Source organism: uncultured Sunxiuqinia sp. (assembly GCF_963974515.1).
Lineage (GTDB): Bacteria > Bacteroidota > Bacteroidia > Bacteroidales > Prolixibacteraceae > Sunxiuqinia.
In genome coordinates, this window is the sequence record NZ_CAXBDD010000028.1 from 16,930 (window position 1) to 42,528 (window position 25,599).

The window sequence follows — 25,599 nt, forward strand, 5'->3', positions numbered from 1 at the left end:
TGCATGAAAAAAAAACTGCATATCGTCAGCTTCAACGTCCCCGACCCACCCGATTATGGCGGTATTATTGATGTTTACTATAAACTGAAGTCCCTGGCCCAAGCCAATATCGATCTTATTTTGCACTGTTTTCATTATGGAAGGGAGCAATCAAAAGAGCTTGAAGAAATTTGTCATCAGGTTCATTATTACAAACGAAAAAAGGGGCCCTTTTATCTGCTTTCACCCCTCCCCTACATTGTTAAAACCAGGAGTTCCAAAACCTTGCTTGAAAACTTACAGGACGAAATCGTGCCAATTTTATTCGAAGGGCTTCATTCCTGCTATTACCTCGATCATCCGTTGCTTGGCGCCTACCAGAAGATTGTCCGCACACATAACATTGAGCACCATTATTACCAATATTTAAGCCTGTCGGAGCAGAACATTTTCAAACGGGCCTACTTCAAGCAGGAAGCGCTCAAGCTGCGTTACTTTGAGAAAAAACTGAAACACGCCTCTTCCATCTTAAGTATCTCGCCCGAAGACACCAGCTACTTCAGAAACAACTATCGAATGGGCGACTATATCCCGGCATTTCACCCATTTGACGAGGTGAAGGTCAATCGCGGGCTGGGAGAGTATATTCTTTTTCATGGCAACCTTAGTGTCGGCGAAAACCAAAAAGCAATCAGCTACCTGTTGGATCATATTTTCACAGAAATCACCCTACCACTGATTATCGCCGGAAAGAATCCGCCAGAATGGTTAATCAAAAAAACGGCTCATATTCCGCATGTTACTTTAGTTGGCAATCCAGACGCGGAAGTCATGAACCATCTTATTCAGAATGCTCAGATTAATCTCATTCCAACATTTCAATCTACCGGACTAAAGTTGAAGCTTTTGGCTTCTTTATTTCATGGACGTCATTGCATTACCAATTCGCCCATGACCAGGAATACCGGATTAAGCCATCTTTGCTATCTTGCAGACAATGTTAAAGACATGGTCGAAATCATTCAGAAAAAATTTGAAGAAAAAATCACAGTGGAAGAAATCAACCAGCGAAAGGAACTTCTTGAAAACCAATTTTCAAATGCGAACAATGCCCAAAAGATTTACGAAATTATTTAGCCTGCTTGTTTTGAGCTGTTTGGCCCAAGGCCTGTCCGCCCAAAAACATTCCCTTGACCTCAACCTTCCCGATCATAAAAATGACACGGTTGTTTTGGCGCATTACTACAATGGCAAGCTATTCGTGAACGACACCCTGATTTTTGACCACCAAGGAAACGCCCATCTTGAAGATGAATTGCGTCAGGAAGGAATTTACAGCCTCTATTTTAAAGAGAGAAAGCAGCTGGATTTTTTGCTTGGGGCCGATCAAACATTGTCAATCAGCCAGAAAAATGGAGCAACAGAAATAAGTGGATCTTCGGAGAGCGAGTGGTTTCAGGCTTATGTGGATTACCTAACTGAAAAGAAAAGCGAAGCCGCTGAACTGCGCCAAAGACTACCAGAAGCAGGTGATCAGCCAGATTTAGCGGCGGAGCTAAAACAAAAGCTGGCTGATCTGGATTCCGACATTCAGGAGAAATGGAAACAAGAAGCTGAGCGAGGCGTCGGAACATTTTATGGTAAGTTTATGGCTTCCAATATCCATCCTACGCTAAGCACGAAGCAACTTCCGGAAGCTGCACAAACCAGCGATAGCCTGCTGCGTGTTTACTCCTACAACTATAACAAAACCCACTATTGGGATCATTTTGATTTGCTCGATGCACGCATGTGGCGCACGCCAACAATTAACACCAAATTGAAGGAATACTTTAACCAGGTTTTAATTCAACATCCCGATTCGGTTTTGCCGGTCGCCATTGAATTGATAGAAGCCAGCAAAAACAATCAGGAAATTTTTCAAAACCTTACGTCCTTCGTGCTAAACAACAGCATTCAGTCAGAATATCTGGGCATTGAGAATGTTTTTGTTGCCGTTGCTGAAAAATACTACCTGGGCGGTGAGGCTTTCTGGGCCAGTGAAAAAACACTGGAGAACATTCGTCGTGAGGTTTATTTCCGGAAAAACAACCTGATTGGAGCAACTGCCAAAGAACTATTTTTGCCCGATGAAGAAGGAAACTACCACAGCCTGCATCAACAAAGTACACCCTTTACACTGGTCGTCTTTTGGGAACCCGAGTGCGGACACTGCAAAAAGCAGCTGCCTCAGCTTTTTGAAGAGGTCTTCCTGAAAACTGATCCTTCAAAACTGGCGGTGATGGCTGTTTATACGCAGGATAAGCAAGAAGAATGGCATGACTTTCTGTATGAACACGAACTCAATGGCTGGCTGAATGTGTGGGACCCAGACCGGGCAAGCAATTTCCAGGTGAATTATAATATTCGCAGCACACCCATGATTTATTTGTTGGATAAAGACAAGAAAATTATCGCTAAAAAATTAACCGTCGATCAGGTAAAACAACTACTAGATGAACTCATTGAGGCCGATCAATAATCTCCAAGATAAATAACCTTAGTTTGATATCGCCGCTTTCGGCCTGCATCCACAATATTCAAAAGATAATGGCCGGGAATCAATCCTGAAAAATCAAAGCTGAGCCACCGATCGCCCGGCTGCTCATAACGAACAGCTACTTGCCGGCCCATCAAATCGAATGCTTGCACGAGGTAAGGGTTAATGGGTTTATCAAATTTGATTAACAATTCCTGTCCGCTATGAAAAGGATTGGGAAATACCTGGATTTCGAGATTGGCGTTCTTCAGGCTATCATCCGACAACAGCGTGTCAACATTGCACAGAATCACTTCCATCAACATGGCCGAACCTTCCTGACCACCTGTTTTTTCTTGGTAAGTGTACCATTCCGCGCCATCCTGAATAAAAAATGAATTGAGCGGTTCCACTTCGCGTTTGGCAAGAAATACCGAAAAGATATCCGATTCCTCCAACAATTCTATTGAGCAGACAATAAAAAACACACCATTTGTCTGAACACGCTCGCTAAACGGCAGGTAATTCATCACCCCTTTGTCCAGCGATTTCAAACCGTAATCTTGCACATACAGCAAACTGTCGGGATAACGGTCGCCAGAATAAACGGCAACACTGATCTTTCCTTCGGAATTTATGCGGCCCAGCGTAAGCTGATCAACACCAATCGAGACTCCAGCCAGTTCCGAACTCACCGACTTTTCAATTCGCTCGGCAAAAGCCACAAATCCATAGTCGTTGGTGCCACTCCAGTATCCTTTTGAAACGTCCTGCTCCACAATCTCCAGGCTGGCATGCGTATCCTCGTCTCTGAAATTAGTATAAGCGCCACACAGGTTCTCATCCGTGTAAGGCGAATAACCACTAATCGACTCTACATTGGAATTGCCCGGATCGAGCCATCTTTTAAGTTGCTTGTTTTCCTGTGAATAATAATTCCAGGCCAGGCTCAAACGCGCAAAATAATCTCGGTAAGGACTTTCACAAGTGGCCGCACCACCGGTAAGCGAGCCTACCAAGCGCTTCTTGTGATTGAGCAGTGCAGCCCCGGAAGAACCTCCCTCAGTTGTTCCTTCTTCCCAGCCTCCGATATATAAAAATCCATCGTCCTTATAATCTTGGCTGTATGATTTGATAAGCGCTCTATGCCGGTCAATGGCTATTTTCTTGACGTCGCCTGCCGGATGATGAAGGCAGACGGTGGAGTCAGGTTCTTCTTCACTTCGATCCCACCCCAAATAATAAGGCCGATAATCAGGAGGAGGAGCCGTGGCCAACTCCACTAAGGTAAAATCCAGACTATCCGATGTCGCCCGCAATGCACTTCCGCTTAGCGAATGACTGGCATCGCCGTCAATGTCGCCACAGTAGGGCGATTCATAATTAAAAAGGAAAACCGATTCGTTGGCATCTTTATTCGTTGTGATGCAATGTCCGGCTGTATAAACATAAGGCGTACCATCGTTCTGGGTATTGTTCACCAAAGCTCCGGAGCACAAATCAATCCCACTCACAATAATCCGGCAAGCCGCATTTTTTTCATCCCGGTAAGCATCCAACCAATCACAGTTCACATTGATGTTGCATTCTCCTGCGGGATGCCCCAGCGGCCGCCGATCGGATTTCAGGGATTGAATCCCAATAAAATCATGGTTGACCTGCCGGATTGAAAGCTCCGCCTCAAAGCCAGCATTTAAGGGCTCTTCATACTGAACAATCAGCTGATCGCCCGCAACAGGTGAACTTGCAAAAACGCCGTTGGAAGAATTATTTTTTGAAGTAAATGCCCCGATTAAGTCGGTTCGGTCGGCTGAAAACATAAACAAGCGGGCACCATCGGGCAATTGGTAGCGATCAAAGATCAGGTTCAATGATTTGGCTCCTTCCGAACGCAAAACAAGTTGCCAAACGCGATAGCGACCAACTTCAAGCCAACGTCCCGAATTTTCAGTATTGAGCGAAACCTCCACTGGCTGAGCAAAACGCAAAGGTTTTAACTGATTCTCGTTCATCCAGGCCTGGCTGGCTCTTAGTAAGCGTTCGTTATCCATTGAAGGCAATGCAACGACAGCCTTGCTCTTCAATGACACAGGCCAAGGCACCTCCAAAGGAAGTCCGCCATCAGACAGCTGCCCCCAAACAGGAACTGCCAGCCAAATGAGCAATGATAAAAATATCAATCGATAACCCCCCATGCCATTCAAATTCACTCAAAAATAGGAAAATATAATAACACTTGTTCTTATTGAAGTGTTTTCGTTGAAAGGTGATAATTTTGAACTTTGGGAAACGGGTTACCAACAAACACGATAAAAAATCTCTTTAAATGAAAGTTTTAGTCATGTATGTCAATGAATTCAGCTATACTCCCGCTGAAAAGAATCTGGAAGAAGCAGAAAGCGTTGTGAACGGAGCAGCAATTCCGGAAGCAATTTTAGCCTTTATTCAAGTGGAGGAAGAGGACGAAATGAAAGATTTGAAAAGCCGGGAAAAAAAACTGGTGAACCATCTGAAATGGACCGCGCGGAAAAACAGTTGCAAGCGCGTGATCTTACACTCATTTGCTCATCTGTCCGAGTCGAAAGCGAGTGTAGACTTCACTAAATCGCTGTTTGACGAAGCTGAAAAACGCTTGAAGAATGCGGACTTTGAAACCTTTCAAACGCCATTTGGATACTTTCTCGATTTAAAAATTGATGCGCCGGGCTATTCGCTGGCCCGCATCTGGGCAAGCCTTTGATATGCAATTCATCAACATTCATACTCACCACCAAGCCGGAGATGGAAGCATTCAACTCATCAACCATCCCATTCAGAAGGACTTTCCGGAGAAGCCGGATGCAATGTATTCGGTTGGCTTGCATCCCTGGGATCTTGAAAAGCTGGATACGGAGAAAATGCTTCAGAAGCTGGCGGTTCTTCCAGAAAAGGCGAATGTGCTGGCCATTGGCGAATGTGGACTGGACCGGGCCATTGATACCGATCTTGAACTTCAGGAGCGAGTATTTCGCCAGCAGATTGAGCTGGCCGGGGCAAAAAGCAAGCCGCTCATCCTGCATGCGGTCAAATCGTATCCCGACCTGATTCGCATCAAGAAAGACAGCCCTGCTCCTATCCCATGGATTTTGCATGGGTATAATGGAAACCGGGAAACCAGTCTCCAGCTTTTGAGGCACGACTTCTACTTTTCATTCGGGCCGCAGTTGCTGAAAGGCCAACAGAAACTATTAGAATCCATTCAACAAATCCCCATCGAAAAACTATTTTTTGAAACGGACGACAGCACGGAAAAGATTGAAACAATTTATACTTTTGCTGCCCCAATCCTTGGTTTGACAGTCGAACAACTACAGGAAACGGTATTCAATAATTATCAAAGAATTTTCGAAAATGGCTAAATGGCAAGAGCGCACGGCCTTGATGCTGGGTGATGAGGATTTGGAAAAACTGCGGAAAGCGCATGTGCTAATCGTTGGTTTAGGCGGTGTTGGAGCCTACGCTGCCGAACAACTGTGCCGGGCAGGCATTGGAAGCTTAACGATTGTCGACGGTGACGTGGTGGAGCAAACCAATCGCAACCGGCAATTGCCGGCGCTCATCAGCAACGAGGGAAAACCCAAAGCCGAAATCCTGGGCGAACGCTTCCGGGACATCAACCCCGAGCTCAACCTCTGTGTAATTAACGAATATCTGAAGGATAAACGAATGATTGAAATCCTCCATGAAGCCCAGTACGACTATGTGGTTGACGCCATTGACACGCTGGCTCCCAAAACGTTTCTGATTTATCACAGTGTGCAGGCAAACCTACCTATTGTTAGCTCGATGGGTGCAGGCGGCAAATTTGATCCGGCACAGGTGCAGCAAGCCGATCTATCGAAAAGTTACAATTGCCGGCTGGCCAAAATGATTCGCAAACGGCTGTATAAATTAGGTATTCGGAAAGGCGTAAAAGTTATTTTTTCGCCTGAAGCAGTTGACCCCAAGCGCGTTAGAATTGAGGAAGGACAAAACAAAAAATCGGCCGTCGGAACCATCTCATATATGCCTCCGGTATTTGGCTGCTTTTGCGCTTCGGTGGTGATTCAGGATTTGCTGGCAACGAATTAGTTTAATAAATGCACCCGCAGAACCAGATTGGCATCGGATTTGGGGGGATGCCTTCAAACGAATAAAACAGCCATGAAGACAAAACTCACGCCACTAACAATCTTGATTTTCACGCTTATTCTTCTCTATTCTTGTTCCGCACCCCGGAATATCATTAAACTGGAGCCCGAAACCGAATCGGTCAAGTGGCTTTTTGGGCAGTCGTTTGCCGTCGATTCGCTCTATGGAATCATCTACGAAGTGGGATTCGATCGCCTTGTCGGGGACGAATATTGGTTCGATTTTCACATCACCAACCGTTCCAACCTGCCCATCCTGATCGATCCGGTTGATTTCGCCTACGAAGCGTACGACTCGCTGATGAATACCCAAACAAGCGAACCAATAAAGGCTATTAACCCGGAAGATGAAATTCTGTCCATCGATAAGGAACTATCTCACAACGAAGCCCGCGAAAAAAACCACCTGGGATTGAGCTTGTTCGCTGCCGGAGTGGACATCGCCACCGGAGTGGCCACTTTGAGTGACGACAACCCGAACAACGACCACTGGCGAACCCACCTGTTTGCCGACACGCAAGCCGGAGCCATTGAAAACGACATGGAAACACAAAATTTAAACGTCCTTCGCGATGAATGGTCGAGTACAACCATCCGAAAAACAACCCTTGAGAGCAACTATTCCATGCACGGAAAAGTCTTCTTCAAAGCGATTACGTCGGCCTCCTTCATCAAATTACTATTGCCTGTTGATGACAGAACGATTGAAATGAGCTTTAAACAAACTCAGCATCGCCCAAATTGAGGATGAAACGAGCGTGAACAACAAAAACAACTTGTCGGACAACTGTTATACTTTTCAATAAAAAAAAAAGCGGGGAACCTTTTACCTCAGAACCGAATTAAACAGTATAAGTTTAGACTCAGCAATTCAAGGTCGGGAAAAAAAATAACGCCAATAACAGACGTAAGAGATAATCAAGAAAAGATATGCCTTTCGGCTGAAACTTTTCCCGATCAGCTTTTGTTATTTAGAAAAATTATATAGGTTTGCATCAACATTAAAGGCAACTGATGGACATTTTCAAAACATACCAGCAACGATCTACAGCACTTTCCACAAGTGCTGCTGTCATGTCCATGCCATCCATGTCTATGTGTATGCGATAGCCTTCAACCGATATTTTATCAATGCGGATTGAAGGCGCCCCACAAGTTATTCCATTTTTTCACTCTCATTTTTCGTTTAATTTAATACTGAACTTATGCCTGTGCATGTTGTCCGGCTTGGTGGAAATAATATCAATCAGCCCAAAATCATTCATTCTTTAACAAGCATTCTGAAGAAGATTGAAAACAATCACATCCTTGTGGTTTCTGCTTCAGAAAACATTCAGCACATCCTGGTTTCCGGACTGGAACTGCTTTGCATTTCATCGCAAACCTACAGCGAACTGCTGGAGAAGTTATGTGAGGAAGCCGCCTTGGTGGCTAAACTGAATCAGATCCCGGAGCTTCCCGTTTTTGAGCAAAGCCTGATTCCTTTGGAACGTTTGCTGCAGGGCATTCAATACACCGGCGACTATTCGCTGGCCCTGCGCGACCAGGTGTTGAGCTATGCTGAAATTATAACCACCGCACTGCTGCATGATATTCTAGGTCATGCCGGTCAAACAGCTCAACTGCTGCTTCCGCAGGAAATTGGGCTGATCGTGACCGATGAATACGGAAGTGCAAGTATTCTTAAGGCGCAATCGGTCGAAAATATTCAGAATCGCCGATGGGAAAGGCTCAGCCTTATTCCTGGGTCATATGGAATAACTCAAGCCGGGAAAATTGCCCGTATTGGTGAACGTGCCGCCGATTATACCGCTGCAGCGCTAGGCTCCATTCTAGATGTCGCAGAATTGGAGCTATGGGAAATCAGCAAATCGTTTAAGACAGCCGACGACGAGTTGATTGCCGACGCGTCCTATATTGAAAACCTAACCTATGCGGAAGCTTCGGAATTGGCGTATTTTCATCATTCATCCATTCATCCGCGAATCGTGGAACCGCTGATTGAGCAACACATACCCATCCGGGTTTTTGAGTTGCAAAACGGCAAAAAGGTTCTCAAAACCACCATCAACTCTTCGCTTGGCGAGCAAAGACAAACGATTAAAAGCGTGGCCCACAGCGACGACATTGCCATTTTGAAACTTAATGGACCAGGAGTTGGATTTAAACCAGGAATTCTGTCCATCGTGACCACAGCCTTTGCCAAACACCAAATCAATATCCGGTCGGTGATCACGGCGCAAACCAGCATCAACATCATCATTGGCAAACAGGATGTGATAAAAGCTGAAAAGATCAGTCGCCAACTCGACCTCAGATCAGTCAACCAAATTGAGTTTGTTTCGAACATCTCGCTCATCGCAATTGTTGGACATGGCATGCAAACCAATCACGGCATATCGGCCCAATTATTTTCGGCAGTTGCCAAACACGAAATTAATGTACTGCTCAGCGGTTCCGGGGCATCCGACCTGGTTAGCTACCTGATTGTTGATGAGCAGGACAAGCAAAAAGCGATTAATGAAATTCATAAAATATTTTTCAAACGTTAACCCTTAAAGATTAGTACAATGACTATCGAAAATTTAAAATTTGAGACCCTGCAGCAACATGCGGGGCAGCAACCTGATCCGACAACCGGAGCACGGGCAGTTCCAATCTATCAAACCACTTCGTATGTGTTTAAGGATTCGGACCATGCAGCCAACCTCTTTGCCCTGAAAGAATTTGGCAACATCTATACCCGGATTATGAACCCAACTTCGGATGTATTTGAGCAACGGATGGCAGCACTCGAAGGTGGCGCAGCGGCACTGGCTGTAGCTTCGGGGCACGCAGCCCAGTTTTTGGTTTTTAACACCTTGCTCGAAATTGGAGACAACTTTGTCAGTTCGCCCTATCTTTACGGGGGATCATACAACCAGTTCACTGTTTCCTTCAAAAGGCAGGGAATTGATGCCCGCCTAACGGACGATTTGGAACCTGGATCGTTTGAAAAACTGATTGATGACAAAACCAAAGCGATTTACGTCGAAACCATTGGCAACCCGGCTTACGCCATTCCCGACTTTGATGCCATTGCTGCAATCGCCAAAAAATACGATATCCCGTTTATTGTTGATAACACCTTTGCAGGAGCGGGTTATTTGTTCCGCCCAATTGAGCATGGGGCCAACATCGTGGTCGAGTCAGCTACCAAATGGATTGGCGGACATGGAACCAGCATTGGCGGAGTGATTATCGATGCCGGAAACTACAACTGGGGCAACGGCAAATTCCCCGGATTTACTGAACCATCTCCGGGATATCACGGCCTGAAGTATTGGGACATCTTTAATTTTGATGGTCCGTTTGGGAATATAGCCTTCATCATTAAAGCCCGTGTTGAAGGGCTTCGTGATTTTGGTCCGGCCATCAGTCCTTTTAATTCATTTTTATTGCTGCAAGGATTGGAAACCTTATCTTTGCGCCTCGACAGACACGTCGCAAACGCACAAGCGCTGGCTGAGTGGCTGGAAAAGCATCCAAAAGTTGAAAGCGTGAATTATCCCGGACTGAAGAGCAGCCCATCCTACGAGTTGGCAAAAAAATATTTACCTAAAGGAGCCGGCAGTGTCCTTTCTTTTATTGTGAAAGGCAGCGAGGAAGACGCCAAGACTGTGGTGGGCAAACTACAGATGGTAAGTCATTTGGCAAACGTTGGAGATACAAAAACACTGATTATCCAACCAGCAGCCACCACCCACCAGCAACTATCGGCCGAAGCACAGCTGATAGCCGGTGTTTATCCGGCGCAACTGCGTGTATCTGTCGGTATTGAACACATTGACGATATTATAGGCGACTTTGAGCAAGCCTTAAATCAAATTGGTTAACTAAACACTTCCCGGATGCTTTCAACGGCATCCGGGAAGTCATATATAAATAAACAAGATGCCATTAAACATACCAGACCAATTACCTGCTATTGAATTGCTTCGTGAAGAAAACATTTTCGTGATCGACAAAACAAAAGCTTCTCATCAGGATATACGTCCGTTGAAAATTGTCATTTTAAACCTGATGCCTTTAAAAATTTCAACGGAAACCGACTTGCTACGTTTGCTCTCAAACACACCACTGCAAGTGGAAATTGATTTTTTGAAGATCAAAGGTCACAAACACAAAAACACCTCAGCAGAGCACATGCGGGCGTTTTATACCACCTTCGACAAAATCAGAAAAAACAAATACGATGGCATGATCATTACCGGTGCTCCGGTGGAACAGCTCCCGTTTGAAGAAGTGACATACTGGCAAGAGATGAAGGAGATTCTGGATTGGTCAGCTCATCATGTTACCTCGTCGCTGTTTATTTGCTGGGGCTCGCAAGCGGCTCTGTACCATTTCTATGGAATTCCGAAATACAGCCTCGACAAAAAGATGTTTGGTGTTTTCAAACATCGTGTGTCAGATAACAAAATCCCAATTTTCAGGGGATTCGATGACGAATATTTTGTGCCTCATTCCCGTCACACCGAAATCAGGAAAGAGGATATTGACAGCGTACCTGAACTGGAAATCATTTCCACTTCCGAAGACTCCGGGGTGAATATGCTTATGGCTAAAAACGGCAGGCAGTTTTTTATAACAGGCCATTCAGAATACTCCCGCAACACCTTGAGCAATGAGTATTTTCGCGACCTGAAGAAAAAATTACCAATCGAAATCCCGAAGAATTATTTTCCGAATGATGATCCAGCAGAGAAACCAAACATGAAGTGGCGGTCGGCCGCGAACCTGCTATTTACCAATTGGTTAAACTACTATGTTTACCAGGAAACGCCTTATAATTTGGATGACATTGGGTGAATGGGCCTTTCTTAATTTTATGGTTCTTGAAAATTCATTAATTTTAAGGGAACAAAAAATCAAGAATGATGTCAGAAAAGAAAAAAATAGCCGTTGTCCTATCCGGAAGCGGCGTATACGATGGATCGGAGATACACGAAACAACCCTGACCCTGCTGGCCATTGCCCGCCAGGGCGCAACTTACGAAATTTTTGCACCAAACATTGATCAGGTGCATGTCGTCAACCACCTTACTGGTGAAGAAATGCCCGAGAGTCGGAATGTCTTGGTTGAATCGGCCCGGATTGCACGTGGGAGAATTGCTGACTTAAAAACTTATGAAGCCAGTAGGTTCGATGCCTTGGTATTTCCCGGAGGATTTGGAGCAGCAAAAAACCTGTGCACCTTTGCTTTCGACGGACCAAATTGCACCGTCAATACAGATGTGGAAAGAGCTGTCCGGCAAACAGTAGAAGCAGGCAAACCCATCGGTGCACTGTGTATTGCACCAGCTGTCATTACCCGAATACTCAACGATGTGGAAGTCACCATCGGAAATGACTCAGGTACGGCAGGCGCGATCGAAAAAATGGGAGGAACCCACACCAACGCTACGCATGGCGAAGTAGTTTTCGATTCGAAATACAAAATCTACACCACACCTTGTTACATGCTTGATGCCACCATTGATCAGATTGCAGATGGGGCCGAAAATATTATTCAAGCAATTTTGAAATCACTCTGATTATTATTCATCTACAGCAGGGAGCCAAATTATAAATATTTATAATTTGGCTCCCTGTATTTCTCAGTTTCAGAAAATCGATTGGCTTAATCGGTTGAAATAATTTTAAACTCGGTGCGGCGGTTTTTCGCTCGGCCCTTTTCTGTGTCGTTTGTGGCAACAGGAACCGTGAATCCATAACCATGAAAGCTTAGACGAGACCGCCCCACCCCATTTTCAACCAAATAATTGTAAACAGCTTTGGCCCGGTTTTCAGATAATTCCTGATTCAATTCCGCACTGCCAATTGAATCGGTATGCCCACCAATTTCGATTTTCACCTGTGGATTATTGACCAGAAAATCGATCAGCTTATCCAATTCTGCTTTCGACTGGCTCAATAAGGTGAACTTGCCGGTTTCGAAAAAAATGTTGCGCAAAACCGTTGCTTTGCCAATTTCAATAGCACTAAGCGGAATATCCAATTGAACAGGATCTTCAGCTTCGCGAAGCTGTTTCAAGGAGAAATTCTCAGAATGAAACAAATACCCTGATTTAGATACATTAAACGCATATTCTTTTCCCAGGGGCAAGCACATCAGAAATTCACCAAGCTCCCAACAGCTTTCGGTCTTCGCAACCAATTCATTGTTGTCCAGATCAATCAATTCGATTTGAGCACACAAGGCATGCTTGGTTGAATCATCAAAGACCTTGCCTTTCACGTACGAAACCGGTGTTGGCCGTACGGCCGGGTACAGCTCAAACTGGTAAATATCGAGACCTTCTGAGCCGGGGCGGTCAGATGCAAAATAGGCTGTTTCACCGGCAGCATTCACAATCAAACCTTGCTCGTCGTTGTGAGTATTGATGGGATAGCCCATGTTTTCAGGTGTTTTCCAGCACGAATCACCCGTTAAGCGGGCATAAAAAATATCGGAACCGCCCAAGCCGCGATGAGTATCTGATGCAAAGTACAGGGTTCGTCCGTCGGCATGAATAAATGGTGAAGTTTCGTTTCCTGCCGTATTGATTGAATCGCCCAGATTCTCAGGGTCACTCCACTGTGGCTTTCCTGAAGTATCGAATCCGTTCAGGCGGCAACGCCAAATGTCCATGCCGCCTTTGCCGCCTTTACGATTCGTAGCAAAATACAAATACTCGCCGTTAGCAGAAATGGATGGCTGCGACTCCCAGGCCCCGGAATTGACAGGTTCGCCTGCATTTTGTGGTATCGACCAGTTACCATTCCGGTTTCTCGAATAATATATATCACAACTACCATAGCCATCACTGCGCGAACAGGCGGTAAAGAAAAGCAATTTCCCATCGGCCGAAATACTTTGAGCTCCTTCATTATTTGGGGTGTTAATCGATTGCATCGGTTGTGACTCCATCCATGCGCCATTCTCGTATGCCGACATATAAAAATCTTCCTGATATTGACGCGAAGTCGCTCCACTAGCTGGATTCAGCCTGGTGAAAACAAGCGTTTTCCCATCAACCGTAAGGCTGGGCCAATAATCGTTGTACTCTGAATTCACTTGATCTCCCAAATTCACGGCATCCATTTCAACGGCATGTTTGTATAAGGAAATGGCAAACCGGCAATCGGGAATTTTTGCCTGTGCCTTTTCGTAAAAAGGATGATTAGGTGATTCCAAGCTGACAAAAGCTTGGTAGGCCTCAAGTGCCTGCTGGTATTTCCCCATACGATAACAGGCATTTGCCAGCACATAATTAATTTTGGCGGTATGCTCAGATTTCAGGTTCAAGGCTCGTTCCAAATAAACAACCTGCAGACTATCCTGCTTGATTTCATTATAAATATCGGCCATTAACAGCATGGCCTCCAAAAAGCCAGCATCTGACTTCAAGGCTTTTTGAAGTTCACCAATGGCAGCACTGTTTGCCCCCTGCTGGAAAAGATTTGTTGCGTTATGAAAAGATTTTTCAGCTTTCTTACTTGAAGTTGACAACTCCTGGGCATTGACACCAAGAATCAGGCACAAGGCGATAATGGTTATTAGTAACTTCATTGGTTTATCGTTTTAGCTCAACCGGGAAAACCCCATTCAAATTCTGTACTTGAGACAATCTGGCTACAAGCCTTTCTTGACTTGATTGCCATACAAGAAACTACCGAGTCCTCCTGCTCTTTCATGCCTGAAACAGGCTCGTTCCTTTCCCCTTTTATTTGATGGCCTAATTTCATAATTTTTTAACAGAATATCATCAAAGAATCCGTATTCTATGCCAAAATAACCTTTTAAGCACGTAAACAGCCGCTACAACCGAAATCAGACGTAGAATATAGCTATTTTTAAAGCCTGAAAAATGAGAAAATTAAGCCAATTACGAAAGATATTTCATTTTAATCCAACCTGTGAGCTGGCCATTGCCAACGGTTCACCCCATTATCAGGCGCCCGCGATCCTTCGGGAGTTTGAAGAGGAGCTGGCCCCCATTTTGTTGCTTTTCGCTTCTGCCAATGATCACGTTTTAAAAGAAAGACCACTCCCCGATCAATTCATCGAACGAATGCGTGAACTAGGGCTTTCAAGCGCACCATGCATGTCAAAGGTGCAATCACTGGAGGTACTAACTAGCGAACCCGTTCTTTTACAGCCCTGGGGATGGAGTCCTGCAGCGCTGAATTTTCTAGCCACATACGAGCAGCCTACTGAAATTCGAAAACAACATCAGCAAATTGTGAACAGCGATCTGTTTCAACGTAAACATGCGGTACGATTTGTCAATGATTTTTTGGATGACAACCCACAACCCTTCTTCCCCAGAAAAGAAGAACGCCCTCAACTGCTTGATTCTCTTGACGCCATTGACCGTTATTTATTCAAACATCAACAAATTGTTCTCAAATCTCCCTTAAGTTCCAGTGGACGTGGCCTACAGGTTATTCGCAAAAACGAACTGAATGATTCAAACAGGCGCTGGATTAAAACCACACTGGCTCAGCAAAATTATCTGGTTGCCGAGCCCTTATTCAATAAAAGGGCAGACCTGTCATTTCAGTTTGAATTGAAGCCATCGGGCGAAATCGTGTTTCTGGGGATCAGCCATTTCAAAACGAACAACAACGGGCAGTACCTGGGACATCACATAAATCCCCCTACAGATTTGGCATATCCCTATTTTCAGCAGGACGAACTGACAACAATCGCTAATCGCTTGACCGATCAACTCCGAAAAAGTTACTTTCAGAGTCTTTACCACGGTTTTTTAGGGATCGATGCCTTGGTATACGGAGTAGGTCGTGAAATTAAAATTCAGCCCTGCCTGGAAATAAATCCACGCTTGAATATGGGCATTTTGAGTCAGGCGATTGCGCAGAAGATTCATCCGGAAAGTAGCGGTATGTTTCTGACTTACTACGATCCAGGAAAAAGCTACAAGGAATTTGTTGAAGAGCAGGCAAAAAAAAATCCGCTTATTGTGAGGGATCAGCGACTGCGGAAAGGTTTCCTGTCGCTCACTGCCCCTAAAAACGACAGTCTATTTGGGGCTTATCTGCTGCTATCTTAGGTACCGTTGCAGCACGTCAACCAAGGAGCTCAGTCGAATGGGTTTAGCCAAAAACTCATCGCATCCGGCTTCAATACTACGCTTTTCTTCACCCGACAAAATGTAAGCACTTTGTGCAATTACAGGAACTTCGGGGCGCATCGACTTGATTTTTTGCGTGGCTTCAAATCCATCCATTTCGGGCATATTTAAATCCATCAAAACCAAGTCTATCTGTTTGTTTTCGCCAAACATCTGAACCGCTTGCTTGCCGTTTCCCGCCGATAAGGTGGTAACTCCAAATTTGTGTAAGGCAGCTTTGAAATAACTGTTGCTATTTTCATTATCTTCAACAATAAGAACCGTTTTGCCTGATAAGTCCTCGTCGAATACTGTCATAGTAATTCTTTTCCTGAAAAGTTAAGCAAAAAATTGAACAATTTCATCAAAGCTTTTTAATAACATCATTCAGATCGTTCGTTTCAATTTAATCCGGATCATTCTTCTCGGCACCAACTTGGGTATTTTTCAAAAAAAAACTGTTCAACTTTAAATATTGAACAGTTGATTGTTTCAGAGACAAACCGAAGTCAGACTCCGGCTTGGAGCATCCTAATTTGTCTTCCGCTTAATACTACAGCCAACAGGCTTGGTCTCAGTCTGGGCAATTTCTGTTCCTTCCGAAAGACTGGCGATAGCTGTTTTCAGATAGGCTTTTTTCACGCCTGAGGCATCATCGTAGTTATCATCGATGGCTCCCTTGTACACCAGCTTGTAATCTTTGTCAAACAGAAAAACATGCGGAGTAGTCTGACCGCCAAAAGCATTGGCCAGCAAGCTGTTTTCATCTACAAGGTACGGAAAGTTGTAGGCATTTTCCTTCGCATGCTCTTGCATCGCCTCATAGGAATCTACGCCATCCCTGTTCTTGTAGTTTGAGTTTACAACCACCATACCTACATTGTGCTCATCGGCCCACTGCTTTAATCCATTATACCGGTCTTCCCATTTTAAAACGAAAGGACAGGTATTACAGGAAAATATCAGCACCAGGCCATTTTGATCAAGGGCATCGTCCAAGGACATCTTTTCACCCGAAACATCCAGCATTTTTACAGAAGTGTGCTTGGCTTTGTCGCCAATTTCTAAATGGGGTTCCCCCGCATAAGCAAGAAAACCGTTAATAATTAAAATAAAAGACAATAAGGTTTTCATATCTGTATTTGTATTGGTTATGACAGAATAACAAAACCTTTTTGCAAGTTGTTTGTAAATAAATCTAAACAACTGTAAATGCTTAGAGAAATCCGAAATAATTACCAAAAACACAAACTGGAAGAAGTTGATTTACCTGGAGATCCTATCGCACTGTTTAATCTTTGGCTGAATGAAGCCATTCAAGGACAAGTAAACGAACCGACGGCAATGATTCTGGCAACTTCAGCCCACAATATTCCTGATACGCGTGTGGTTCTCTTAAAAGAAATTGACGATGGTAACTTTCTGTTTTACACCAACTACGACAGTGCAAAGGCAAAGCAGATTGCATCGAATTCCCAAGTGGCGCTCAATTTCTTCTGGCCTGAACTGGAGCGGCAAGTGCGGGTCAAGGGCTTGATTTCGAAGGTGCATGCCAACCTCTCAAACGAGTATTTCAATACCCGCCCACGCGAAAGCCAATTGGGTGCCTGGGCATCGGCACAGAGTGAAACACTGACTGGCCGTGAAGAGTTGGAGCAAAAATATAAACTGTTGGAGAAACAGTACGAAGGCACAATCATTCCCAAACCAGCCTTTTGGGGCGGCTACCAGGTGACACCCTATGAAATTGAGTTCTGGCAGGGACGCCCGAGCCGGCTTCATGACCGGATTAGGTATTATCGCATACCGAAGCATAACTGGGAATTCAAACGCCTTTCGCCATAAACTGCCTATTGCCCAGATTCTTTGTCATTAAAATTATATACTATGGATTTTGGAAAAGTGGATAACCCCGGGCAAATCGATTTTACGCTTCCCGCTGATCATCCGGACACACAAGAAATTCTGAAAAAGCAGCAGCAGGATACAAACCTGCGCGTTTACGTGGGATGCGCCAAATGGAACCGGCAAGAGCTGAAAGGTTTCTATCCGCGTGGAACGAAAGATGAATTGGCCTACTATTCCAGCCAATTTAATTCCATTGAGCTGAATGCCACGTTTTATAGAATTCCTGATGCCGCTCAAATTAAAACCTGGCATGATAAAACGCCCGAAGATTTTAAGTTCTTCCCAAAAGTCAATCAATCCATAAGTCATTTTAGACGCTTGAACAATGTGGATCAATTAACCCAGGAATTTTGCGATCGGATTATCCAATTCGAGGGTAAACTTGGGATGGCTTTCCTGCAGTTGCATGGCAATTTTGGCTATAAGAATCTTGACCGGCTAAGTTCATTCTTTGAAAAATTTCCAAAAGTTATTCCCCTGGCCGCCGAAGTGCGGCATCCGGAATGGTTTGAAGATCCCAAAAATGCCGATGCCTATTTTGATTTACTGGAAAGAAACGACGTTACAAATGTTCTGGTTGATACCGCTGGCAGAAGAGATTTGCTGCACATGCGCTTAACAACCCCTACAGCTTTTATCCGTTACGTGGGAGCCAATCACACCGAAAGCAAATACAAACGACTGGATGCTTGGGTAGACCGTCTGGAAAGATGGGTTGAACTTGGATTGCAGGACATCTACTTTTTTGTTCATCAGAATGTCGAAATGGAATCGCCTCTTCTTGCTGGCTACTTGATTCAGAAGCTGAATGAACGGCTTGGAACCGATTTGAAAATACCGGATATCTCCAATGGAAAATAGTTTTAATCTGGTTTTGCTTTTGAATATTCATTGGAAAGCATGAAGACTTGTGGGGATACTCTGACGTGTATGATTTATTAAAGAAAGGGAGTGCCATCAATGCTGACCACACTCCCCTCTCAATAGTTAATACAATTTAACGATGTTATTTGACCGTAAGCTCTTCTTCAATGAATCCACCTAAAGCCAGGTATTCTTCATATATCTTTTGGTATTTGGCCACATTCTCCGGAATCGGATGATACTCGGTTTCAAAACCACCACCCATTTTTTTCTGCGCTTCGTTGGTTGTAGCATAAACGCCGGCAACTACGGCAGCTGCCATGGCGGATCCCAAAGCGCAAGCCTGTTCCGAACGCGCCACTTTAATTGGCATATTCAGCACATCGCAGACTATTTGCATCACCAACTTCGATTTTTTAGCTACGCCTCCCAACGCTATGACGCCATCAATGCGAACGCCTTCGCTACGGAAACGATCAACAATGGCTTTGGAACCAAACGCTGTGGCTTCGACCAAGGCACGGAAAATACGCGGAGCATCGGTCCCCAAACTTAAGCCGGCGATTGCGCCTTTCAGGTTCTGATTGGCATCGGGTGTACGTCGCCCGTTCATCCAGTCAATAGCTAAAACACCACTTTCTCCAATACCTATTTTCTCTGCTTCTTTCGAGAGCTCGGCAATCATATTATCGGCCATTTCTTCGATCAGTGCCTTGCGTTGTTCTTCGCTCACCAATTCACTCTTTGCAAGAATTTGTTCGGCTGGCCATAACAGCAGTCGTTTAAACCAGGCATAAATATCGCCAAAGGCGGATTGCCCGGCCTCCATGCCCAGCATGCCTGGCGTTATAGAACCGTCCACTTGTCCGCAAATCCCAGCCACCAGCTTATCGCCAACTTCCTCCATCGGTGCTACCAGCATATCGCAGGTTGATGTTCCCATCACCTTGCTCAGATGGTAAGGCTCAATTTCGGCGCCTAAGGCACCAAGATGCGCATCAAATGCCCCCACACCAACTACCACATTTGTCGATAAGCCCAACTTGTCTGCCCACTCCTGCGACAACTTGCCAACGGCCACATCGCAGGTGAAAGTCTCCTTGTACAAACGTTCGCGCAAACCACCCAGCAAAGGGTCGAGTGCCGTTAAAAATTCTTCGGATGGTAAGCCATCAAACGCTTCATGCCACATGGCCTTATGCCCTGCCGCACAACGGCTTCTTTTCAATGTTTTTGGGCGGGTATTACCCACCAAGACTGCCGGAATCCAGTCGCAATGCTCAACCCACGAATTGGCTGCACGGTAAACCGCAGCATCCACCCGCGAAACGTGCAACAATTTCGCCCAAAACCATTCCGAAGAATAAACGCCCCCTTCGAACTTGGTAAAATCGATCTCCCACTTCCGAGCCAATTCATTAATTTCATCGGCTTCTTTTACCGCCGTATGATCTTTCCACAATACGAACATGGCATTGGGATTTTCTTCAAAGCCAGGGGTTAACGACAGAGGTATCCCCTTCTCGTCGACGGCCACAGGGGTTGAACCGGTTGTGTCGACTGAAATTCCGACTACGTTCTCAGCAACTCCTGCAGGAGCCTGCTTCAAAGCTTCCACAATGGTGTATTCCAATCCTTCGAGGTAATCTTTCGGATGTTGACGAAACTGGTTTTGTGCCGGATCGCAATACAATCCTTTTTTCCAGCGCGGATATTCGAAAACCACGCTGGCGACTTCTTCGCCCGTTTCCACGTTCACGATTAGCGAACGTACCGAATCTGAACCATAATCCAATCCGATTGTGTATTTTGTTTGTGCCATATCAATCAGTTTTTAGTTTTTATTGTCCGTAATAAGCATCTTTCCCATGCTTGCGCAAAAAATGTTTATCGAGTAAAGTTTGCGCCATTTCTGTATTTGGATTAAGATGGAAAGACCGGAAAGTCATTTTAGCTACTTCCTCCAGTACAACCGCATTGTGTACCGCATCATGCGGATCGGTTCCCCACGAAAATGGCGCATGATTATTAACCAACACCCCGGGCATAAAATCAGGATTCAGTTCTTTGAACCGCTCCACTATTACATTGCCGGTTTCCAGCTCGTAAGCGCCTTTGATTTCGTCATCAGTCATTTTCCGTGTACACGGAATTTCACCATAGAAATAATCGGCATGTGTTGTTCCAATAGCCGGGATTGGTTTTCCAGCCTGCGCCCAGCTTGTGGCCCATTCGGAATGTGTATGCACAATACCACCGATATTTTTGAAATTCCGATATAATACCAAATGTGTTGGTGTATCAGACGAAGGCTTGTATTTGCCTTCCACCTGTTTCCCATCAAGGTCGAGCACCACCATGTCCTCCGGTTTCATACCATCGTAGGAAACTCCTGAGGGTTTGATAACGACCAATCCATTTTTGCGGTCAATGCCACTCACATTTCCCCAGGTAAATACCACCAACTGGTGTTTTACAAGGTCGAGATTAGCTTGACAAACCTGTACTTTTAATTCTTCTAACATCTTATGCTTTTTTCAAAAAAATTGCAATCGATTATTGATCCTCTGGTGGATCCTTCTTCTACCAAAAATAAATGTAGAAAGCTACAGTAATACCAAGAATAATTACGGAGTGTATCACATCCCAATGATTCCAGCTGGCTCGAGTTGCTGCATTTTGTCCGGCAGTGGCTGATGAAAAGGTTAAGCCTTCCAACTGCGCTGCGGGAGCTGCCTGGGTAAAACGACTCACCACCATAATAACCAGAATACTGAAAACCAGCATACCGCCGCTAAAGAACAGCCAGTTAACATCGTAGAACAGGGTGTAAAACCAATTGGTAACACCGGTTTCGGCTGCCCACAGTTTTACGTCAGCGAAACCGTCAGCTTTTGCCTGAGAGGTATAAAGCACCTTGGCACCAATCCGCAGAACCCCGATAATAAAACCGGCAATCATACCCCACATGCCGCCTTTGGGTGTAGGTCGTGACGAAACAACTCCCAGAAGGAAAGCTGCTGCAATACCCGGGGCCAATACAGACTGTACATCTTGCAAGTAAGTATATAGCACATCGCCAATGCTACGCATAACCGGAATCCAAAGAACACCGAGTACAACCACCACAACGGTTGCAATACGGCCAACATGCAACAGCCTGCGTTCACTGGCTTCCGGGCGGTATTTTTTATAAAAGTCGATGGTGAACAACATAGCCGATGAGTTAAACAACGAAGCCAACGAACTCATCAAAGCTGCCAAAATACCGCAAACGACCAAGCCTTTTACACCGGCAGGCAGCAAGGTTGCCACCAGCGTTGGGAAAGCGGCATCTGAACTAGTTAAAGCAAATACCTGCCCGTTGATTACCACTCCCTTTTGTGCCATCGCGAAAGCAATCATCCCCGGAATCATAAATAAGAATACGGGAGTCAGTTTCAAATAAGCGCCAAAAATGGTTCCCCGGCGGGCTTCGGTTTCGTTTTTACCCGAAAGTACGCGCTGTACAATAAACTGGTCGGTACACCAGTACCAAAACCCAATCACTGCTGAGCCAATAAATACGCCCAACCAGGGGAAGTCTTGATCCCGGTTGCTTCGAATCAGGTTAGTCATGCTGTCGCCATATTCGTTTACCGGAGTCGCGCTGGCTATTCTCATCATTTCATCCCAACCACCCAGAGCACGCAGTCCTAATACAACGATGATGATAGAGCCCAAGAGCAAAATCGGTGTTTGCAATACCGATGTGTAAAGCACCGATTTCATCCCGCCAATAACAGTATAAATAGCTGTCAGAAGGACAAGCCCCACGGCTGAGATCCAGAAGAAATCAATTCCCCACATCGACTCGATTCCAAAGACTTCCTTGAAAACCAATCCACCGGCATAAACCGTTACGGCCACCTTCGTCAGGACATAACTGATCAACGAGATCATTGATAAAATCGTACGCGATTCCTTATTGTACCGTCGCTCCAGGAACTCGGGCATAGTGGTTACCATACTTCGCGAGTAAAAGGGGACAAACACCCAGCCCAATACCAGAATCATCCACCCTTGAATTTCCCAGTGAGCCATAGCCATTCCGCTTGAAGCTCCAGCGCCGGCCAAACCGATTAAGTGTTCAGATCCAATATTGGATGCAAAAATTGATGCGCCGATGGCGATCCAGGAGGCTCCTCGGCCCGCAAGGAAATAGTCGCCTGAAGTTTCTTCTTTTTGCCTAAACACCCACACGATAATCCCGATCAGTGCCAGGGCAAAGATCCCGATCACAATCCAGTCAAGTAAACCCATTAGTTCAATGTTTTTAGTTTGTGTTTATTAGTTTATTTAATTCCTATAGTCCTTTGGAAAGATGATAGTACAAATCATTCCATTTCAGTTCTTTTTTGAATTCTGAAATTTGAGTCTTCTCATCAATCACCACCAATTCCACACCAATCATTTCAGCCAGATCTTCCAGATACTCTCTGTTCAATGCCATGCTAAAACTGGTATGATGAGCTCCGCCAGCTAAGATCCACGCAGCGGCTCCCACTTCCAGGTTAGGCATTGGAACCCACAAGGCACAGGCAACCGGCAATTTCGGGAGGGCTTTTGGCGTGATGCATTTCACCGGATTAATAATCATCCGCATGCGACCGCCCATATCAACCAAGGTGGCATTAATACCATCACCTTCAGGCGCGTTGAATACCAAACGGGCTGGCGCGTCTTTTCCGCCAATCCCCAAGGGGTGCACTTCAATTTTAGGTTTTTCGGCTGCAATTGTAGGACAGATTTCAAGCATATGCGCACTCAAAACGGCTGGCTGCGCCGGATCCAAATGATAGGTATAATCTTCCATGAATGAGCAGCCACCCTCCATTCCCTGCGACATGACTTTCATAATGCGAACCAAAGCGGATTGTTTCCAGTCGCCTTCGGCTCCAAAACCATAACCTTGCGCCATCAATCGCTGACAAGCCAAGCCAGGTAGCTGCTTCAGACCATGCAAATCTTCGAAATTAGTGGTAAAAGCTTTGTAGCCATACTTATCCAGAAACTTCTTCAAACCCAGTTCAATTTTAGCCTGGTAACGAATATTCTCGCTTGATTTATCGTTCAATTGGTACTCGCTGGCATAAACATCCATCAAAGCATCGATGTCGGCTTCAGAAACAGTCTCCATACTGGCCACCAAATCGCCTACCCCATGGTAGTTGACCTGCCAACCTAAAATACGCTGAGCTTCTACCTTGTCGCCTTCGGTAACCGCCACATGTCGCATATTGTCACCAAAACGACAGATTTTCAGATTTTTTGATTCATTGTAACCAACAGCGGAGCGTGTCCATCGGCCTAGTTTTTCCTGAACATTCTGATCTTCCCAATGACCAACAATCACTTTCCGATTCAGCCGCATGCGCGAACAGATAAACCCAAACTCGCGATCACCATGTGCAGATTGGTTCAGATTCATAAAATCCATATCAATGGTATCCCATGGAATGTCACGGTTAAACTGGGTATGCAGGTGAACAAACGGTTTATTCAGCACGCTCAGACCCTGAATCCACATTTTTGATGGAGAAAAGGTATGCATCCAGGTAATCAACCCAATACAGTTGGGCGAACTGTTAGCGTCAAGGCAGCAATTGTAAATTTCATCCGGGGTTTTCAGTACCGGCTTGAAAACAATCTTTACAGGAATAGTAGCTGAAGCATCAAAAGCCTTAGCTATTGTTTCTGAATCTTTATCAACTTGTTGCAGCGTTTTTTCACCATACAAATTTTGACTTCCGGTTATAAACCAGACTTCATACGATTTTAAATCTTTTGTTTCCATTGTGTCCACTTTTTATTTTGTTATTTTATACTTTAATAATTCGACCAATTTCCTTTTCGTCAATCCCTTCTTGGTGATAACAATAATAGTAGGCGCCTTTTTTCGATTCCGTTGAGTCTTTCTTGTTGGATTTTTTCAAAATACCCAACGACAGAATTTTCTTTCTAAAATTACCTGGGTCAAGTTCGCGCTGAAAAATCGCCTCATAAAGTCGTCGCAACTGGGTCAGTGTAAAAAGCTCAGGCAACAATTCCGATCCCACCAACTGATAGCCTGCCGTGTATTGCAGCTTCGCTAAGGCTTTTGCCACCATCTCGTTATGATCGAAAATAAGATCCGGCATATCCGTCAGGGCATACCAAGTAGCACCATGTTCCTTTAAAAGATTATCATCGTACTTATCCAGTCGCACCAATGCGTAATAAGCCAAACTAATGACTCGGGCCGATCTTTCACGCTCCGGCTCAGTAAAGGCAGCCACCTGCTCCATAAAAATATTATCAAGGCCCGTGGTTTTTTTCAATATTCGGATAGCAGCCTGATCCGAAGACTCGTAATTTTGAACAAATCCGCCAGGCAAAGACCAGTTCCCTTTTGAAGGTTCAAAGCTGCGCGGGTACAACAGCAATTTTAACTCACCATTGTTATATCCAAAAATGACGCAATCTACGGCGACATAATGCTTGGGGTGCGCCCCATACATTTCAGACAAAAATTCATTTGTTGATTCCATACGGTTCAAAATTATAAAAGTATTTTTTACTCTTAATGAGCTTTTCCTATTTTTTTAAGATAGATGTTCTATAACACAAAAGTAGCAGATCTGGATTTGTAAGGTAAGAATGAATTAAAAGAGTTTGCCAGTGAAGGTTTGGACAATTGCAATCGATTTCTAAAATTACAGAGCCCACCCGATCCTGAGTTTCACGACCGGGCAAACGGACGAACGGAATAATTTCAACAAAAACAAACGAGACAACGACATTTTTTTTATATTTGCATCGCTTTAAACGAAAAGCCAGAGCCCCGGCACCTGTTGACAAAAAACACGCTGGCTTAGCTTTGTTACAAAACATATTGCCCAGATGGTGAAATTGGTAGACACGCCAGCTTGAGGGGCTGGTGACCGCTTACGGTCGTGCAAGTTCGAGTCTTGTTCTGGGCACA

The 25,599-nt window shown here is 44.9% G+C and carries 22 protein-coding genes and 1 tRNA gene; 14 read left to right on the plus strand and 9 right to left on the minus strand.

Features of this window, described 5'->3' with window-relative positions:
* The first annotated feature begins 3 nt into the window (after positions 1–3).
* Positions 4–1,116 carry a glycosyltransferase family 4 protein gene (locus AAC033_RS08635; RefSeq protein ID WP_339737085.1) on the plus strand — a complete coding sequence of 371 codons (1,113 nt, stop codon included), beginning with the start codon at positions 4–6 and terminating at the stop codon, positions 1,114–1,116.
* Positions 1,088–2,500, plus strand: coding sequence for a thioredoxin-like domain-containing protein (locus AAC033_RS08640; RefSeq protein WP_339737087.1), 1,413 nt, complete (start codon positions 1,088–1,090; stop codon positions 2,498–2,500). The genes AAC033_RS08635 and AAC033_RS08640 overlap by 29 nt, the downstream gene beginning before the upstream one ends.
* Here the strand turns inward: AAC033_RS08640 and AAC033_RS08645 are convergent.
* Positions 2,494–4,692, minus strand: coding sequence for a trypsin-like peptidase domain-containing protein (locus tag AAC033_RS08645; protein WP_339737089.1), 2,199 nt, complete (start codon positions 4,690–4,692; stop codon positions 2,494–2,496). The two genes, AAC033_RS08640 and AAC033_RS08645, sit on opposite strands and share 7 nt — an antisense overlap.
* A gap of 131 nt (positions 4,693–4,823) precedes the next feature.
* Between AAC033_RS08645 and AAC033_RS08650 the strand changes: the two genes are divergently transcribed.
* From AAC033_RS08650 to elbB, 8 genes are all read left to right on the plus strand, one after another.
* Entirely contained in the window at positions 4,824–5,237 is a 414-nt protein-coding gene (locus AAC033_RS08650; RefSeq protein WP_339737091.1) for a threonyl-tRNA synthetase editing domain-containing protein, read from the plus strand.
* The gene (locus tag AAC033_RS08655; RefSeq protein WP_339737093.1) at positions 5,194–5,895 is read left to right on the plus strand and encodes a TatD family hydrolase; all 702 of its coding nucleotides are present in this window, start codon (positions 5,194–5,196) and stop codon (positions 5,893–5,895) included. Before AAC033_RS08650 ends, AAC033_RS08655 begins: the two co-directional genes overlap by 44 nt.
* Positions 5,888–6,607: a tRNA threonylcarbamoyladenosine dehydratase gene (locus AAC033_RS08660; RefSeq protein ID WP_339737095.1), complete on the plus strand. Its 720-nt coding sequence runs from the start codon at positions 5,888–5,890 to the stop codon at positions 6,605–6,607. The genes AAC033_RS08655 and AAC033_RS08660 overlap by 8 nt, the downstream gene beginning before the upstream one ends.
* Positions 6,608–6,679: 72 nt before the next feature.
* Complete coding sequence (locus tag AAC033_RS08665; RefSeq protein WP_339737097.1) at positions 6,680–7,411, plus strand: hypothetical protein; 732 nt, start codon at positions 6,680–6,682, stop codon at positions 7,409–7,411.
* A 460-nt stretch (positions 7,412–7,871) separates the two neighbouring features.
* Positions 7,872–9,218 (plus strand): hypothetical protein, encoded by a 1,347-nt coding sequence (locus tag AAC033_RS08670; RefSeq protein ID WP_339737099.1) that lies wholly within the window; start codon positions 7,872–7,874, stop codon positions 9,216–9,218.
* Positions 9,219–9,236: 18 nt separating this feature from the next.
* Positions 9,237–10,541: an O-acetylhomoserine aminocarboxypropyltransferase/cysteine synthase gene (locus tag AAC033_RS08675; protein WP_339737101.1), complete on the plus strand. Its 1,305-nt coding sequence runs from the start codon at positions 9,237–9,239 to the stop codon at positions 10,539–10,541.
* A 58-nt stretch (positions 10,542–10,599) separates the two neighbouring features.
* Positions 10,600–11,517, plus strand: coding sequence for a homoserine O-succinyltransferase (gene metA, locus AAC033_RS08680; RefSeq protein ID WP_339737104.1), 918 nt, complete (start codon positions 10,600–10,602; stop codon positions 11,515–11,517).
* A 68-nt stretch (positions 11,518–11,585) separates the two neighbouring features.
* Positions 11,586–12,242, plus strand: a complete 657-nt coding sequence (elbB, locus tag AAC033_RS08685) for an isoprenoid biosynthesis glyoxalase ElbB (RefSeq protein ID WP_339737106.1) — start codon at positions 11,586–11,588, stop codon at positions 12,240–12,242.
* Positions 12,243–12,328: 86 nt separating this feature from the next.
* Here elbB and AAC033_RS08690 read toward each other — a convergent pair whose 3' ends face one another.
* Entirely contained in the window at positions 12,329–14,260 is a 1,932-nt protein-coding gene (locus AAC033_RS08690) for an OmpA family protein (RefSeq protein ID WP_339737108.1), read from the minus strand.
* Between the two features lie 298 nt (positions 14,261–14,558).
* Between AAC033_RS08690 and AAC033_RS08695 the strand changes: the two genes are divergently transcribed.
* On the plus strand, positions 14,559–15,764 hold the full coding sequence (locus AAC033_RS08695; RefSeq protein ID WP_339737110.1) for a hypothetical protein: 1,206 nt from the start codon (positions 14,559–14,561) through the stop codon (positions 15,762–15,764).
* Here the strand turns inward: AAC033_RS08695 and AAC033_RS08700 are convergent.
* Together AAC033_RS08700 and AAC033_RS08705 are read right to left on the minus strand one after the other, a co-directional pair.
* Positions 15,756–16,142, minus strand: coding sequence for a response regulator (locus tag AAC033_RS08700; RefSeq protein WP_339737112.1), 387 nt, complete (start codon positions 16,140–16,142; stop codon positions 15,756–15,758). The genes AAC033_RS08695 and AAC033_RS08700 overlap by 9 nt on opposite strands.
* A 213-nt stretch (positions 16,143–16,355) precedes the next feature.
* Positions 16,356–16,958, minus strand: coding sequence for a thioredoxin family protein (locus tag AAC033_RS08705; protein WP_339737114.1), 603 nt, complete (start codon positions 16,956–16,958; stop codon positions 16,356–16,358).
* A gap of 78 nt (positions 16,959–17,036) precedes the next feature.
* Between AAC033_RS08705 and pdxH the strand changes: the two genes are divergently transcribed.
* Together pdxH and AAC033_RS08715 are read left to right on the plus strand one after the other, a co-directional pair.
* Complete coding sequence (gene pdxH, locus AAC033_RS08710) at positions 17,037–17,669, plus strand: pyridoxamine 5'-phosphate oxidase (RefSeq protein WP_339737116.1); 633 nt, start codon at positions 17,037–17,039, stop codon at positions 17,667–17,669.
* A 42-nt stretch (positions 17,670–17,711) separates the two neighbouring features.
* Entirely contained in the window at positions 17,712–18,593 is an 882-nt protein-coding gene (locus AAC033_RS08715) for a DUF72 domain-containing protein (RefSeq protein ID WP_339737118.1), read from the plus strand.
* A gap of 145 nt (positions 18,594–18,738) precedes the next feature.
* Here the strand turns inward: AAC033_RS08715 and AAC033_RS08720 are convergent, their stop codons facing one another.
* The 5 genes from AAC033_RS08720 to AAC033_RS08740 are packed head-to-tail and all read right to left on the minus strand — an operon-like array spanning position 18,739 to position 25,165.
* The gene (locus AAC033_RS08720) at positions 18,739–20,418 is read right to left on the minus strand and encodes a ribulokinase (RefSeq protein WP_339737120.1); all 1,680 of its coding nucleotides are present in this window, start codon (positions 20,416–20,418) and stop codon (positions 18,739–18,741) included.
* A gap of 19 nt (positions 20,419–20,437) precedes the next feature.
* Complete coding sequence (gene araD, locus AAC033_RS08725; protein ID WP_339737122.1) at positions 20,438–21,121, minus strand: L-ribulose-5-phosphate 4-epimerase; 684 nt, start codon at positions 21,119–21,121, stop codon at positions 20,438–20,440.
* A gap of 58 nt (positions 21,122–21,179) precedes the next feature.
* Positions 21,180–22,898 carry a sodium:solute symporter gene (locus AAC033_RS08730; protein WP_339737124.1) on the minus strand — a complete coding sequence of 573 codons (1,719 nt, stop codon included), beginning with the start codon at positions 22,896–22,898 and terminating at the stop codon, positions 21,180–21,182.
* Between the two features lie 43 nt (positions 22,899–22,941).
* Complete coding sequence (araA, locus tag AAC033_RS08735; protein ID WP_339737126.1) at positions 22,942–24,432, minus strand: L-arabinose isomerase; 1,491 nt, start codon at positions 24,430–24,432, stop codon at positions 22,942–22,944.
* A gap of 25 nt (positions 24,433–24,457) precedes the next feature.
* On the minus strand, positions 24,458–25,165 hold the full coding sequence (locus AAC033_RS08740) for an NUDIX domain-containing protein (protein ID WP_339737128.1): 708 nt from the start codon (positions 25,163–25,165) through the stop codon (positions 24,458–24,460).
* Positions 25,166–25,511: 346 nt separating this feature from the next.
* Between AAC033_RS08740 and AAC033_RS08745 the strand changes: the two genes are divergently transcribed.
* Positions 25,512–25,597, plus strand: a tRNA-Leu gene (locus AAC033_RS08745).
* The last annotated feature ends 2 nt before the right edge of the window (positions 25,598–25,599 follow it).